The sequence below is a fragment of the Hymenobacter tenuis genome, from assembly GCF_054780495.1.
In genome coordinates, this window is the sequence record NZ_BAAGWF010000004.1 from 1141642 (window position 1) to 1157122 (window position 15481).

Annotated in this window: 9 protein-coding genes; 6 read left to right on the top strand and 3 right to left on the bottom strand. The window is 54.2% G+C overall.

Features of this window, described 5'->3' with window-relative positions; all coding sequences use genetic code 11:
- Positions 1-127 precede the first annotated feature (127 nt).
- Both rseP and ACYVGU_RS18485 read left to right on the top strand, forming a co-directional pair.
- Positions 128-1474: a M50 family metallopeptidase gene (rseP, locus tag ACYVGU_RS18480; protein WP_460614121.1), complete on the top strand. Its 1347-nt coding sequence runs from the start codon at positions 128-130 to the stop codon at positions 1472-1474.
- A gap of 118 nt (positions 1475-1592) precedes the next feature.
- Positions 1593-2108, top strand: a complete 516-nt coding sequence (locus ACYVGU_RS18485) for a DUF6702 family protein (RefSeq protein WP_460614122.1) — start codon at positions 1593-1595, stop codon at positions 2106-2108.
- A gap of 84 nt (positions 2109-2192) precedes the next feature.
- Here the strand turns inward: ACYVGU_RS18485 and ACYVGU_RS18490 are convergent, their stop codons facing one another.
- A complete protein-coding gene (locus tag ACYVGU_RS18490) occupies positions 2193-4223 on the bottom strand; it encodes an OmpA family protein (RefSeq protein ID WP_460614123.1) in 2031 nt (676 codons plus the stop codon).
- Positions 4224-4547: 324 nt separating this feature from the next.
- Between ACYVGU_RS18490 and lon the strand changes: the two genes are divergently transcribed.
- The 4 genes from lon to ACYVGU_RS18510 all read left to right on the top strand — a co-directional run bounded on the left by lon (position 4548) and on the right by ACYVGU_RS18510 (position 10562).
- Positions 4548-7004 carry an endopeptidase La gene (lon, locus tag ACYVGU_RS18495; RefSeq protein ID WP_460623258.1) on the top strand — a complete coding sequence of 819 codons (2457 nt, stop codon included), beginning with the start codon at positions 4548-4550 and terminating at the stop codon, positions 7002-7004.
- Positions 7005-7131: 127 nt separating this feature from the next.
- A complete protein-coding gene (gene porQ / locus ACYVGU_RS18500) occupies positions 7132-8217 on the top strand; it encodes a type IX secretion system protein PorQ (protein WP_460623259.1) in 1086 nt (361 codons plus the stop codon).
- An 82-nt stretch (positions 8218-8299) separates the two neighbouring features.
- Entirely contained in the window at positions 8300-9712 is a 1413-nt protein-coding gene (gene hslU, locus ACYVGU_RS18505) for an ATP-dependent protease ATPase subunit HslU (protein ID WP_460623260.1), read from the top strand.
- Between the two features lie 121 nt (positions 9713-9833).
- Positions 9834-10562, top strand: coding sequence for a Rossmann-fold NAD(P)-binding domain-containing protein (locus ACYVGU_RS18510; protein ID WP_460623261.1), 729 nt, complete (start codon positions 9834-9836; stop codon positions 10560-10562).
- A 70-nt stretch (positions 10563-10632) separates the two neighbouring features.
- On the opposite strand, the gene ACYVGU_RS18515 is transcribed toward ACYVGU_RS18510, so the two are convergent.
- Entirely contained in the window at positions 10633-12000 is a 1368-nt protein-coding gene (locus tag ACYVGU_RS18515) for a RagB/SusD family nutrient uptake outer membrane protein (protein ID WP_460614128.1), read from the bottom strand.
- 26 nt (positions 12001-12026) lie between these two features.
- Positions 12027-15227 carry a SusC/RagA family TonB-linked outer membrane protein gene (locus ACYVGU_RS18520; RefSeq protein ID WP_460623262.1) on the bottom strand — a complete coding sequence of 1067 codons (3201 nt, stop codon included), beginning with the start codon at positions 15225-15227 and terminating at the stop codon, positions 12027-12029.
- Between the last annotated feature and the right edge of the window lie 254 nt (positions 15228-15481).

A 15481-nucleotide genomic window follows, 5' to 3' on the forward strand; every position in this document is an offset into this window, starting at 1 on the left:
AGTCGTCTTTGGTTGGCGCCTTCTCCACAATAAGTGTCTACTAGCTTAGGTACCTTGCTTCGGCAACCCAACTAAGCTCACTGGCAGCTTGTTGCATCATTACTAATCACCTAATACCCTACCCCCTTTGGAAGGACTTATCATGGCCGGGCAGATGCTGCTGGGCCTTTCAATTCTGGTTGGCTTGCACGAGTTCGGACACTTTGCAACCGCCAAATACTTCAAGATTCGGGTCGATAAGTTTTACATCTTCTTCGACTTCCTGTTTCCGCTGCCCGGCGTGATGAACTTCGCGCTGTTCAAAAAGAAAATTGGCGACACGGAATACGGTCTGGGTTGGTTTCCGCTGGGTGGCTACGTAGCCATTCACGGCATGATCGACGAAACCCAGGATGCCGATAGCCTATCTGCTGAGCCGCAACCCAATGAGTTTCGGGCCAAGCCAGCCTGGCAGCGCCTCATCGTGATGCTCGGTGGTATCATCATGAACGTGATTACGGGCATTGTTATCTTCACACTCCTGACGTTTAAGTACGGCGAGAGCTATCTGCCGGCCTCTGAAGCTCGCTACGGCATTGTACCGAACGAACTAGGCAAGGAAATCGGCTTCCGTACCGGCGACAAAATCGTGAAGATCAACGGCCGCCCGTTCACGGAGTTTAACGATGTGTACAGCCCCGACGTGGTACTAGGTAACAACGCCTACTATACCGTCGACCGCGCTGGCCAGATTGTGGACGTGCCCGTGCCAGCCAACTTCATGGACCGCCTGGCTGATGAAGGCCAAGCCGCTTTCGTACTGCCCTTGGACCCTTTCGTGGTAGATCAGGTGGTAGCCAGCAGCCCCGCCGCCAAAGCCGGTTTGCAGCCCAACGACCGCATCCTGAAAGTAGGCGCCCAGCCCATTCAGTTCTTTCCGGAACTTCAGAAAGCCCTGAAAGACCAAGCTGGTAAAACGGTGCCTGTACAAGTGGAGCGTGCCGGCCAGCCCGTCACGCTGAGCGTGAATGTAGATGAGGATGGCAAAATCGGGTTCCTGCCTAAGTCCCTCTTGCGCTTTGCCACGCGCCAGTACAGCCTCCTGGAAGCTGTGCCGGTAGGCACAAAACAGGCTTTCGGAGTTGTTACTACCCAGATTAAGGCCTTCGCAAAGATTTTCCGGGGCGAGGCTTCCTTCCGCAAGTCCATTGGCGGGCCTATTGAAATTGCCCAGCAGTACGGCGGCAAGTGGGATTGGCTGCGCTTCTGGACCCTCACGGGTATGCTTTCCATGGTGCTGGCCTTCATGAACCTGCTGCCCATTCCGGCCCTCGATGGCGGCCACGTTATCTTTCTGCTCTATGAGATGATAGCTGGCCGCAAGCCGTCGGATAAATTTCTGGAGAATGCGCAAAAAGTGGGCATGATCATGATTCTGGGCCTAATGGCTTTCGTGCTGATTGTGAACCCACTGCTGAAGGCGTTTGCCAAATAAGAAATCAGTAAATTAGTTGCTGCTGAAAGCCGTGCTGCCTTGGGGTGGCACGGCTTTTATAATAGAAGGTAGCAGCGGTTTTGCTGCAACTGCCTGCCCCGTTTTCCACCTTTCGGTTATGTTCCCCTTTAAATACGCGCGTCAGCTTTTCCTACTTACCGGCTTTGTGCTGCTGGGGCACCTAGTAGCTTGGGCCCACGCCTACCACGTCAGCATTATGGAGCTGCGCTTCAACCCCGAAAAGCAGCGCCTCGAAATGGCTATGAAGGTATTTATTGATGACTTAGAGAAAGGCTTATCGGCAGGTAAGCCGGCAACGGTTCGGACCGATTTGCTACCTAGGGCTCAACTGAATCCTATGCTTACGGAGTTGCTGAACCGGTCTATTCAGTTCAGCGCCCGGCCTGGTGAAACGCTGCCCCTTACGCTGGTAGGTATGCAAAAGGAGTCCGATTCGTACTGGCTGTACTTTACGGCGCCGCTGCCTGCCTCCGCTACCGGTGTTAGCCTGCGGCACCAGTTTCTGTTCAGCACCTTCCCCGATCAGATGAACATCGTCAACCTGGAGGCGAAAGGGCAAAAGCAAAGCCTGCTCTTTCGAGCGGATGAAGCCCAACAGCAGCTGAAGTGGTAACTACCCCTTTAAAAGCCAGAAGCCGCTCGGAACAGTGTTCCGAGCGGCTTCTGGCTTTTATATACACCTATTACACCCAGGTTACTACCAGCCGCTGCCTGCGCCGGAATCTTTCTTGCTGCTATCTGCATCGCCTTCGGGTTTGATGAGCCGGAACTCTACGCGGCGGTTGGTGCGGGCGTCTTCTTCAGTGGCTTCATCCTGCTTCAGGGGCCTAGTAGAGCCGTAGCCGAAGCTGTCAATGCGGTTAGGTTGGAGCTTGCCTTTCTGCTCGATGTAGCGCCGGATGGCTTCGGCCCGCTCCTGCGAAAGCCGCTCATTGAAATCAGGGTCGCCTTTAGAGTCGGTGTGGCCGGCAATGCTCAGGCGGAACGTGGGGTGGTCGACCATGAACACGGCAATGCGGTCAAGAACGGGGTGCATGCTTGCCCGGATAGAGGCCTTATCCTGATCAAACTCGATGTTCTTGAAGATAAGCGGCAGCTTATAGTCAATGGAGTTGGTCATCAGCGTCATCACGGTGTCGCCCTCCAGCGCAAACTTCTTTTCTACGCTAAAGAAATCAGGGCTCTGGATTAGCAGTACGTAATGCGAGCCCTCAATCAAATCGAAGTCAAAGGAGCCGTCATCGCGCAGGTATTTGCTGGCTACCTCAATTCCGTTATCGGTATCAATAATACTGACAATGCCGTTCAAGGGCCTACGGCTAACCGAGTCAATTAGGGAGCCTTCTACGTGGGTGGTAGCCAGCGGCTGGGCTTCCATGGGCAGTGGGAAGGAAAAGAGGTCGAGGTTTTTCATCTCCTTTTCCTCGGAGCGCGCATAGTACAGGTTCTTCGACTCAGAGTCGATGGTGAAATAGTACTCCGAGCCCTTGCCATTTACTAGGGGCCCAATATTGATGGGCTCCTGCCAGCGGCCCCGCACACGGTACGTTTTGTAAATATCGAAGTCGCCGAAGTTGAGTAGCTGTCCGCGCGAGCTGAAATACAGCACGTGGTACAGCGGATGATAGAAGGGGCTTACCTCACTTTCGCGGGTATTCACGATGGGCCCCATGTTCTCGGCGCGGCCCCACTGCCCGTTTTTCTGCTTCACAGTGTACCAGATGTCAGAGAGGCCAAACCCACCGAGGCGGTCAGAGGCAAAGTACAGCGTATCCTCGTTGGGCGAGAGGGTAGGCTGCGAGTCCCAGGCATTTGAGTTTACGTTGGCACCTAGGCTTTTGGGCATCGTCCACTGTCCGTCCTTGAAAGTAGACGAGTACAAGTCGCAGTTGCCGTGGCAGCTTGGGCACTCGCACCGCGCGAAGTACAGCGTCTTGCCATCCTTGCTGATGCAGGCAGAGCCTTCGTTGTAAGTTGAGTTGATGGGCTTAGGTAGTGGTTCGGCTTCCGTCCAGAGGCCGTTTTCGCGGCGTGAGGTGTACAAATCCTCATCGATAATGCTGTTAATACCCCGCATCTTTCGCTTTGAGGTAAAAATCAGCTGGTCGGCATCAGCATTCAGGGTAGGGCCGTAGTCCTCTACCGCTGAGTTAATGGCGTCGCCCATAGTAGTGTACACGCCCTTGGGCGGCCGGAAAGCCGCAATATTCTTGCGGTACTCTACAATCTCGTAGTACGTTTTGAGCGGTACGTACAGGTCTGTCTCTTTTTGCTCCAGGGAGTCGTAGTAGAGCTGCACCTTTTTCATATCCTGGCGGCGGTGCTTCAGGGCAAGGCGGAAATAGGCCTTGGCGCGGTCCTCATTACCCGACTTCTCCCAGAGCTGACCCAGGCGCCAAAGCATGTTGGGGTTCTTGTAGAAATTCTCGATGCCGAACTGGCCTACATACGCTTCCAGCAGGTTGCGAGCAGCTGTCCAGTTTTTGCGTTTTTCGGCGCGCTGAATTTCCCGCAAGGCCTTCTTATCATTGAAATAAGCAATGCGGTTGATGTTCGGAAAGTCGGGAGTAGCATCGGTGCGGGCCCGGGCTGTGCGCACCATCTTGGCCGTGAGCTTGCGCTGAGCGTTGGGCAAGTTGCTTTTCTGCTGGGCAAAAACATAGCCAGGCAACAGGAATAGCAGAGCAGCCAGCAGATAAACGGAGGGCAAGCGAGAAAAGGGGAGCATAGTAACAATAGGGCACAAAGCGGTGGGAAACCGGCAAGCATCAAAAATAGGAATTTTTGGATACTGGTGCATGTTCCCTAGGGCACAATAAGGCGCAAACTTGCCAGAAAGCGTACAAGCTCAGGCAGCAACCCTGCCGATGTGGCTGCCTGGCTGGATGGCACGGCACTTGCCGAATCAGTACCTTCGAAAAATAGTCCCGTAATAGGGGTCGAAACCATTAGCTGCTGCTGTCATTCTGGCACCTGTGTTTCGTTTTTGCCCGCCTTTCCCTGCATGAGTCAACATAATTCCTCTAAGTCGCCGCTTTCTTCCTTACTGCTTATGGCTGAAGATGCTGAAGAAATGGTGTCCATTGTGGCCGCCGACCCCGACCAACCCCTTGGGCCCGATGAGTCGCCGGAAGTGCTGCCGCTGTTGCCAGTGCGCAACACGGTGCTGTTTCCGGGGGTAGTACTACCCGTTACGGTCACGCGCAAAAAGAGCATTCGGCTGGTACGCAAGGCCTACCGCACCAACAAAATTGTGGGGGTAGTAGCCCAAAAGAACGGCCTTAGCGACGACCCGAACCTTCAGGATCTGTTTCAGGTAGGCACCATGGCCAAAATCCTGAAGCTGCTGGTGCTGCCCGATGGCAATACCACCATCATCATTCAGGGCCAGTCGCGCTTCCGGATTGAGGAAGAAGTGCAAAGCACGCCCTATCTCACGGCCCGCGTGAGCTACACTCCGGAGGCATTCCCAAACAAAACGTCGAAGGAAGTAAAGGCGCTGGTTTCGTCGTTGAAGGAAGCCGCGGCCAAGATGCTGAAGCTCAACCCCGAGATTCCGCAGGAGGCCCAGATTGCGCTGGATAATATTGAGTCGCCGTCGTTTCTGACGCATTTTCTGTCTTCCAACATCAACGTAGAAGTAAGCATAAAGCAGAAGCTACTCGAAATCAACGACGGTGTGGAGCGCGGCACGCACCTGCTGGAGCTGATGATGAAGGAGATTCAGCTACTGGAAATCAAGCGCGAAATCCAGACCAAAGTCCACACCGACATCGACCAGCAGCAGCGCGACTACTTCCTGCGCCAGCAAATTAAAGTGCTGCAAGATGAGCTCGGCTTCGATGGTCCCGACCAAGAAGTGGATAAGCTGCGCCAGCGGGCCAAAGCCAAAAAATGGCCTGAAGCCGTAGCCAAACACTTCAACAAGGAACTCGATAAGCTCACCCGCATTAACCCGCAAGCCGCTGAATATCCGGTGAGCGTAAACTACGTGGAGTTTCTGCTGGACTTGCCGTGGGCGGAGTACACCAAAGACAACTTTAATCTGAAGCGCACCCAAAAAATCCTCGACCAGGACCATTACGGTATGGAAAAGGTGAAGGCGCGCATCATTGAATACCTAGCCGTACTGAAGCTGAAGCAGGACCTGAAGGCCCCGATTCTGTGCCTGTACGGCCCGCCCGGCGTGGGCAAAACTTCCCTAGGTCGTTCTATTGCCAAAGCCCTCGGGCGGCAATATGTGCGCATGAGCCTGGGAGGTGTTCGTGATGAAGCCGAAATCAGGGGCCACCGCAAAACCTACGTGGGCGCTATGCCTGGCCGCATCATCTCGCAGATCAAGAAGGCGGGCGCTTCTAACCCGGTTATTGTGCTCGATGAAATTGATAAGCTGGCTTCTGACTTCCGCGGCGACCCTAGCTCGGCGCTGCTAGAAGTTCTGGATCCTGAGCAGAACTCGACCTTCACGGATAACTACCTGGAGGTAGAATACGACCTCTCGCGGGTACTGTTCATTGCCACGGCTAACTCGCTGGATACCATTCAGCCGGCCCTGCGCGACCGGATGGAGATTATCGACCTGACGGGCTACACGCTGGAAGAGAAAACCCAGATTGCCAAAAAGCACCTGTGGCCTAAGTTGCTGCACGAGCACGGCTTAGGCCCCAAGGATTCCAACATCAGCACGCCCGCTTTGCAGCGCGTGATTGATGACTACACCCGCGAGTCGGGAGTGCGGAGCTTGGAGCGCAAGCTGGGTGCGGTGGTGCGGAATGTGGCCAAGAGCAAGGCCATGAAGGAAACGTACCCTAGCACGCTAGAGCCGAAAGATATTACCCGCATCCTGGGAGCCGCCATCTTCGACCGCGACCAGTACCAGGACAATGAAACCGCCGGGGTAGTAACCGGGCTGGCCTGGACCTCCGTGGGCGGCGACATTCTGTTCATAGAAAGTCTGCTGAGCCGCGGCCGGGGCAAGCTGACGCTCTCGGGGCAGCTCGGCGACGTCATGAAGGAATCGGCCGTGACGGCTCTGAGCTACCTGCGTAGCCGCGCTGAGGAGTTGGATATCGATTACCGACTTTTCGACCAGTACGACCTGCACATTCACTTCCCGGAAGGGGCTGTACCTAAAGACGGACCTAGTGCTGGTATTGCCATCTTCACCAGCATTGCCTCGGTGTTCACGCAGCGCAAAATCCGGAGTCATTTGGCCATGACCGGCGAAATCACGCTGCGCGGTAAAGTGTTGCCCGTGGGCGGCATCAAGGAAAAAATTCTGGCGGCTAAGCGTGCCGGTGTGCGCGACATCATCCTGTGCCCGAAAAACAAGAAGGACATCGACGAAATATCGGCCGACTACCTCAAGGACCTCACCATTCATTACGCCGACCGGGTAGATGATGTGCTGCGGGTAGCGTTGCTGAAAGAAAAAGTAGCACACCCGATGAAGCTAATTGTGCGCGATGATGTTCCGGTTCCGGCTTCTCCGAGCGTAGAAGTCAGCTAGTAAACGCGCAGGCCCTTTCGGCTGGCTTAAAGGCTAGGCAGCAGGGCCTGCGCGTGTAAGTGGCTACCATACAATAAAGCTTCTTCGGTCGGCGTCTTATCCGGCAACCTGCTTTATCTTTCGTCTGATGACCCGACCGTTACGCTGCACTATAGCGCTTGTTGCTTTACTAGGCCTGGCTTTGGGCGTAGCCTCGCGGGCACATGCGCAAATTGGCGGCAAACAGGCCTTTTCGTTTCTGAACCTGCCTACCAGCGCCAAGCTAGCCGGATTAGGCGGCGTGAACGTATCGGCCCGGGATGCAGACCCCACGATGCTGTACGGTAACCCGGCCTTGCTGAACCCCGACATGGACGGCACCCTGGCCTTGGGCTACGTCGATTACCTAGCGGATATCAAGCAAAGCACGGCAGCCTACGTGTTCAATACCCAGAAAGCCGGCCGATTTGGGGTGGGCCTCACCTATCTGAACTATGGGCAGTTTGACCAGTTTGATGCGGCTGGAAATTCACTAGGGCAGTTTTCGGTGAATGAGTACGCGCTTAGTATTGCCGACGCCTACACGACCGGGGTATTCACGCTCGCCGGTACGCTCAAGCTCGCCGGCTCCGGTATTGCCGGTAACCACTCGTTTGCTGCGCTGGCTGATGTTGGGGGTGTGTTCAAGCACCCGGAGCAAGACTTCACGGTGGGGCTGGTGATACGCAACGTAGGCATTCAGCTTAAACCCTATGACGGGGCTAGTAGGGAGCCGATGCCGCTGGATGTGCAAATAGGTACTTCCTTTAAGCCCGAGCATCTGCCGTTTCGCTTTTCCTTCACGGCCCACCACCTCCAGCAACTGGATATCGTGTACCTCGACCCCAACCAGCGCGGCCAGCTGGATGAGAATGGGCAGGAGGTAAAGCCTAAAAAAAGCCTAGGCGACAAAATTGCCCGGCATTTTGTGGTAGGAGGGGAGCTGCTACTTAGCAAGAACCTTAACGTGCGGGTTGGCTACAACCATCTGCAGCGCCGCGAGCTTCGCCTGGATAATACCTCGGGCGGCGCGGGCTTTTCGTTTGGCGTGATGTTGCATATCAGTCAGTTTCAGCTTGATTACACGCACGCCGGCTACCACGCATCGGGCGGCGCCAACTACCTTACCGTTTCCCGTAACCTGAATTCTTTGTTTAAAAAAGTACCAGCATCCGCTGCGCCCGTTACTCCCTAGGCTCAGAACTACGCTAAACCCTCCCAACCGCTGTGGCGCTGTGTATTGGCTTGGTCCGCGCCCGGCTTACCCTACTTGCTCTATGCTCGAATCATCTGATTTTCTGACCCCGGCCCAGATTGTGGCCGAGCTTGATAAATACATCATCGGCCAGCATGATGCCAAGCGGCACGTGGCTATTGCCTTGCGAAACCGCTGGCGTCGGCTGCACGCGCCCGCCGAAATGCAGCGCGAAATTGTGCCCAACAACATCCTCATGATTGGCTCGACGGGTGTTGGTAAAACTGAAATTGCCCGCCGGCTGGCCAGCATCTCCGGCGCTCCGTTCACCAAAGTAGAGGCCTCCAAGTTTACGGAAGTGGGCTACGTAGGCCGCGACGTAGAAAGCATGGTCCGCGACTTGGTAGAGCAATCCGTGAACATGGTAAAGCTGCGCCGCAAGGAAGAGGTGAAAGTACAGGCGGCTCAAATGGTCGAAGACATTATCCTCGACATCCTGATTCCACCCGTTACGGCCAGCAATGGTGCTACCAAGCCTGCGCTGGGTTTTCCTACCACTACCGGCACTGAGCTGCCCGACTCCGATCAGGAGCTGAATGAGCGCACCCGGGAGCGGTTTCGGGAGAAAATCCGCAACGGTGAAATGGACGAGCGCAAAATTGACATCCGGGTGCAGCAAAGCAACAATCCAGGCATCGGTGTTATTGGGGGGCCTGCCGGCATGGATGAGGCGAGTATGGCGGGCATTCAGGACATGCTGGGCTCCATGCTCCCGAAAAAGACGCGTAAGCGCAAAGTAACCGTAGCCGAGGCCCGCAAAATCCTGCTGGATGAAGAGGCTGCTAAGCTCATCGATATGGATGAGGTAAAAGACGAAGCCATTCGTCACGCTGAAAACGCGGGCATCATTTTCATCGATGAAATTGATAAGGTTGCCAGTCGCAGCGGCAAAGGCGGTGGCGGCCCCGATGTAAGTCGCGAAGGTGTGCAGCGCGACTTGCTACCTATCGTGGAAGGCTCAGCCGTCAGTACCAAGTATGGCATCATCCACACTGACCACATTCTGTTCATTGCCGCTGGTGCCTTCCACGTCTCGAAACCCTCAGACCTGATCCCGGAACTGCAGGGACGTTTCCCCATTCGCGTGGAGCTGCAGAGCTTAACGAAAGACGATTTCTACCGCATTCTAAAAGACCCCAAGAATGCTCTCACCAAGCAATACGAAGCGCTCTTGCAAGCCGAACAGGTGTTCCTGACCTTCGACGATTCAGCCCTGGAGCGGTTGGCGGAAATTGCCTTTGAGGTAAACAGTGAGGTAGAGAATATTGGCGCACGCCGCTTGCACACCGTTATGAGCCGCTTGCTCAATGATATTCTCTTCGATGTTCCGGACCTGATCGGGCCGAACGCCCGCATCCAGATTACGCGTGAAATGGTAGAAGAGCGGCTTAGCGGCATGGTCAAAAACCGTGACCTGAGCCAGTATATCCTGTAAGAATTGCTAGGTTCTAAAGAGGCTGAAACCTCCCGAAAGAATAAAAAAGGCAGCACACGCTGCCTTTTTTGCGTTTCCCGCGTACTTTTTAGCTGTCTGCCATCTTCCTTTCTCCATTCCCATGCACTACTATATCATCACCGGAGCCAGCCGTGGCCTAGGTAAAGCGCTAGCCGAAGCAGTACTGCGCCAGCCTGCTAACATTGTTATTGGTGTTTGCCGCCACGCTACCATCGAGCACGAGCGGTATTGCCACCAGCCACTTGATTTATCGGATATGCTGGCCGTGCAGAATAATCTATACAAAGTATTTCCGCACTGGTCTGATGCCGACAGCATCACGCTGATAAATAACGCCGCCGTGCTTGGAGAAATTGGCTACCTAGGAGAGCACACCAACGAGCACTTTGAGTTTGTGTTTGACGTGAATATAGTCGCGCCGGCTATGTTAATGAACACCTTCCTTAGTGCCTACAGGGGCAGTACGGTGCCGCGAACTATCTTGAATATCAGTAGCGGAGCCGCCCAACGCGCTGTCGATGGTTGGGGCGCCTACTCCGCCTCCAAAGCAGCCCTTGATGCCCTTTCCCGCACGGCGCAAAAGGAGCAAGACCTGCGGGGCAGTGGCGTGCGTATTCGCAGCCTGGCGCCTGGCATCCTTGATACCCCTATGCAGGAGCACATCCGGGCAGCCGACACGCATAGCTTCAGCGAGGCCGATCGGTTTGCAAGCTTTCACGCCGAAGGCAGGTTAGCCGAGCCTAATGAGGTAGCAGAAAAGATTGTCAGTTGGTTACGCCACGTACCATCAGCTACGGAAGAGGTAGTGCTACGAATAACGGATATCTGATGCGGATAACATAAAAAAAGGCTCCCACATTGCGTGAGAGCCTTTTTTGGAACGATAAGCGTGCTGTTGACTAGTAACCAGGGTTCTGAGTTACAATGCCACCGCTAACCTGCACTTCCCGCTGCGGGATAGGCAACACGTTGCGGAATGCTTGCTCATAGGCCGGAATAGCCGTCTGGATCATGTTCGTACGGCGCAGGTCGAACCAGTAGTGGCCTTCATACGCCAGCTCCAAGCGGCGCTGCAGCATGATGTCCGTAATCAGGTCCGCTTCGGTTTCAGCCGTAGTAGGGGCTAGGCCAGCGCGTAGGCGAATCACATCTAACTTTGCTTTAGCGTTTACCAAGTCGCCAGTGCGGGCGTAAGCTTCTGCAAGGGTCAGCACCACTTCTGAGTAACGTACCATGCTGAACTGATCATCGCCAGTAGAAGTCCGGACAAACTTAGCGGTGGTTCCAGTCGGGGAAGTCTGCGAGTTGATAACGCGACGCAGGTCGCCGGTTGGGTGAGCTGCTATCAACGAAGGAGTTGGGTCAAACTCATTCCGTCCACCTGCGGTAGAGGGGAACCAGTAAAACGCCATAGCGTTTTGGTCGGTAGGAGAGAAGAACAAACGCCAGATAGCATCATTTGCTGGGGCCGCAGTAACTGCGCCAGCCGCATTAAAACCAGCGGTGGCCGGGACTTGTAGCGCGAACGTGAGAGCATCGGTGTAGTTGCGCATCCGCAGCTCCAGACGAGCCCGCAATGCTTGCGCCGAGTTCTTGGTGATGCGGTTGCCGTTGCCAACCGGCAGATTGGCAATTGCAAAATCCAGGTCAGCCCGGATGGCTGCTACTACTTCGGCTTCGCTTGCCCGAGCGGTGGGCTTGGTCGGTTCGCCAATCTCAGTAGTTGGGGTTAGGCGCAGCGGCACACCTAGGCCGTTAGGATAGCCGTACCCTTCCGTGGTACCACCCCAGAAAGCCAGCAGGTTCATGTAGTGGAAAGCACGGAGGGCGCGAGCTTCACCGAGGGTAGCATTCTTAGCGAATGCTGGATCGGTAATGGCTTCGCTCTGCTGGATAACATAGTTGGCGCGGTTGATGGCGTTATAAATAACGTTCCATGTGTTACCTAGCTCAATGTTATCAGGCAATACCTGGTTCTGGCCTACGGCACCATAGGTAGTATTGAAAGTACCCACGTGCAGGATGTTGCCCGAAATCAGGTCGGCAAACGCCGGATACGAAATGCCATAGTAGCTGGCATTCTGTACAGCATCGTAAGCGCCTAGCAGGCCAGCTGCCGCATCTTCTTTAGTTTTGAAGCCGGTGTCTGAGCTAATGCTGTTGCGGGGCTCAACTTCCAAGGCTTTGTCGCAGGCTGCAAGTCCTAATCCAAGGGTCAGCAGAAGGGCTGAACGAGTGGCCAGTTGACGAAGGGAAAATATTTGCATGACTATATGTGCGTCGAAGAAATGAATTAGAACCCGAGCGTGATGCCACCCGTGATGGTGCGGGCTTGTGGGTAAGTGAAGAAGTCGGTGCCGAGCGCCGTGTTATTACCGCTGAACGTGCTCACTTCTGGGTCAAGGCCCGAGTAGTTCGTGAACGTTACCAGGTTTTGTGCCTGGGCGTAAATGCGCACGGTGCGGATGCGGGCGCGGCTAGCCAAGGCGGAGGGCAGAGTGTAACCCAGCGTCAGGTTTTTCAGGCGAGCATACGAGCCATCTTCCAGGAAGCGGTCTGACGTACGAGCGTTGTTGTTGGGGTCGCCATATACGGCACGGGGCATATCCGTATCGGTGTTAGTAGGCGTCCAACGGTCCCGAACGGTAACATCCTGTCCGTAAACGGTGCTCATACCTTCCGTGAACGAACGGCTGCTGTTGTAAATGTCGTTGCCAACGTTGTACTGCAGGAACGCCGTCAGGTCGAAGTTCATGTAGCGCAGAGTGTTGGTAAAGCCACCATAAAACTTCGGCTGCGCATTACCAATGATTTCCTGGTCCGCTGCCGTAATCCGGCCGTCATTGTTCAAATCACGGAACTTGATGTCGCCAGGACGGGTGTTCAATGACTGATAGGTAATGCCAGCACCGTATCGGGCTGCGGCAGCATCATTCAGGCCCTGAAGCTCTTCCTGCGTCTGGAAAATTTTGTCTACCCGGTAGCCATAGAAAGCACCCAGCGGCTGACCCTTGATCAGGCGGCTAGCAAAACCAGAAGCCTGGCCTAAAGGGTTGGTCTGCTCGTCAGCCAGCTTGGTTACTTCGTTCCGGTTGATGCTCAGGTTGAAGTTGGTTTCCCAGTTGAAGCCAGTTCCTTCATTGCGAACGTTAATCGTGTTCAGGGCAAATTCAATACCCTTGTTTTCGATGTTACCAACGTTCTGTTGGTAGCTTAGGAAGCCCGAGCTGCCAACAACGACCTGACCCAATAGTAGGTCGTCGGTCTTGCGCTGATACACATCAGCCGATACATACACGCGGTTTTCCAAGAAACCCAGGTCAATACCTGCGTTTGCCGTGCGAGTACGCTCCCACTTCAGGTCAGGGTTAGCCAACTGTGAAATAGTCAGACCACCTTGGTCAAGGTAGTTGGCACCGGGGCTGATAAGACCACGGGAAGCAAAGTTACCGATGGCCTGGTTACCGGTTTCGCCATAGCTACCACGCAGTTTCAGTTCACTTATTAGCGTCTGATCCTTCAGGAAGCCTTCTTCCAGCACACGCCAGCCAGCTGAAATAGCCGGGAAGTAACCTACTTGGTTGTTCGTGCCAAAGCGCGACGACCGGTCACGACGTACCGTAGCGCCGATCAGGTATTTACCTTTGTACGAGTAATCAACTTTACCCAATACGCCGAACAATGCGCTGAGGGTAGTAGATGAGGTAGCGGCTGTCTTCTGAGCGCCTGCTGCCAGCTCCCGGATGGTGTTACCAGGGAAGTTAGTGGCTTGGGCATACGTGTCGCTATACACGTCACGCTGGTATTCTGCTACAGCCAAGGCGCTGAGCGTATGGTCAGAACCGAACGTTTTGGAATAGTTGAAGGCGCTGACGTGGTTGTAGTTCGGGTTCTGGCTGGTGGCTACCGTTGCTTCACCCCGTACACCAACACCACCGTTGAGCAGCGTTGATATAAAGCGGTCGTCGCGGAAGTACACATAGTCCAGACCGAAGGTAGCGCGGTACTTCAGGTTTTTGATCAGCTCAAACTCCGTGTACTGCGAAGCAACCAGGCGGTTGCTGACACCTTTAATGAAGGGCTCCTTGGCGGCAGCTACAGGGTTTTCGATCGAACCAAACTTGGCATAGGTGCCATTAGGGTTATAAATCGGAATGTCGCTAGCCGTCAGGCGGGCGGTGGTTAGTACGCCGTAGATGCTGTTGTCGTTGATGATACGGTTGTTCACGCTTTGGCTCAAGCCCATCGAAACACCCATCCGAATTTTATCCGACAGCTTGTTATCGAGGGTTACGCGGGCACTGCCACGCTTGAAGCCCGAGCCAACTACTACCCCTTGCTGATCGAAGTAGTTAAGCGCTACGCGGTAGCGGCTCTGCTCAGTACCGCCCGAGAAGGTCAGGCCGTAGTTGCTGATAGGAGCCGTACGGAGTACTTCGTCGTTCCAGTTAGTGTTAGGCGACGTGGTTGGATCCTGGAACTGAGAAAGCGGACGAATAGCCCCTGTGTTGTTAGAGATGTACAAGCCATTTGAAACAGCCAGTCCTCCAGGACCATACAAATAGTTAGCTAGGTCAGCATTGCTGCGGAATGTAACGCCCAATGCTGGTACCGTACCATTGGCTGCGGCCGGATAACGGTTCGCAGTAGCCTCCAGAAACAGACGCGTCTGCTCCTCGCCACCCAGTACCTCTGGTTTTTTCCACACTGACTGTGAGCCCGTGTAGTAATCGAAGTCAATTTTTGCTTTACCAGCCTTACCACGCTTGGTAGTAATAAGTACTACCCCGTTGGAAGCCCGCGAACCGTAGATAGCCGCTGAAGCAGCATCCTTCAGAACTTCGATAGACTCGATGTCATTCGGGTTAATATCGGCCAGCGCGTTGGTTTGCTGGTTACCAGTGCCTAGCTGCGAATAGCTACCCGTATTAATAGGCAGGCCATCTACTACATAGAGAGGCTCGTTGCTGGCACCAATAGAAGCTGCACCACGGATACGAACGGCAATACCAGAGCCGGGCGTACCTGAGTTCTGGTTAACCTGAACACCAGCTGCCCGGCCTTGCAACGCTTGGTCGACACCTAGAATAGGCTGGTTCTGAAAGTCAGTTGATTTTACTGTGGCAATGGCGCCAATTACATCGCGCCGCTCTAGTTGCTGGCCGTAGCCCGTTACTACTACTTCGCTGAGCTGTTTGCTGTCAGCACTCATGGCTACCTGAATGTTGCCATCCGTGATAGGCTGATCCTGCGCCACAAACCCAACTGAGCTAAACGTGAGGGTAGTAGCTGAAGTAGGGGCGGTAAGTGTAAAGCTACCATCAGAGTTGGTAGATACACCAGTAGTAGTTCCTTTTACAAGTACCGTGACGCCTGGTAAGCCCTCTCCAGTGGCCCGATCGGTAACCCGTCCGGAAACGCTCCGGGTTTGAGCAACTACTTGTGTTGCCGTAATAGCAAGCAGGGGTAGTGCTACAAGTAATGTTCTTTTCATGAAAAAGGTAGATGTGTTGAAAAAGGCGTGATTTTTAGCAGCGTGGGTTGCGGAAATGCTAAAATAGTTATGGATTCAATACTTCCATCACTTAAAATCTGGCTAGTTTCAAAATCTCCTTATATTCTCGATGAACGCATACATTTTCTAGGTGAAAGATAATTTATGCCCCAATTTTTTTGCTTTTCATCGGGCCAAACAAATTCTGATTTCTTCTTTAATGTTGAATATATTGACAAAAGGATCTACGGAAC

Bases quoted from the DNA above. Each gene is read 5' to 3' on its own strand.
- ACYVGU_RS18485 (WP_460614122.1), top strand. From the start codon at position 1,593: ATGTTCCCCTTTAAATACGCGCGTCAGCTTTTCCTACTTACCGGCTTT.
- ACYVGU_RS18490 (WP_460614123.1), bottom strand. From the start codon at position 4,223: ATGCTCCCCTTTTCTCGCTTGCCCTCCGTTTATCTGCTGGCTGCTCTG.
- lon (WP_460623258.1), top strand. From the start codon at position 4,548: ATGGCTGAAGATGCTGAAGAAATGGTGTCCATTGTGGCCGCCGACCCC.
- porQ (WP_460623259.1), top strand. From the start codon at position 7,132: ATGACCCGACCGTTACGCTGCACTATAGCGCTTGTTGCTTTACTAGGC.
- hslU (WP_460623260.1), top strand. From the start codon at position 8,300: ATGCTCGAATCATCTGATTTTCTGACCCCGGCCCAGATTGTGGCCGAG.
- ACYVGU_RS18510 (WP_460623261.1), top strand. From the start codon at position 9,834: ATGCACTACTATATCATCACCGGAGCCAGCCGTGGCCTAGGTAAAGCG.
- ACYVGU_RS18515 (WP_460614128.1), bottom strand. From the start codon at position 12,000: ATGCAAATATTTTCCCTTCGTCAACTGGCCACTCGTTCAGCCCTTCTG.
- ACYVGU_RS18520 (WP_460623262.1), bottom strand. From the start codon at position 15,227: ATGAAAAGAACATTACTTGTAGCACTACCCCTGCTTGCTATTACGGCA.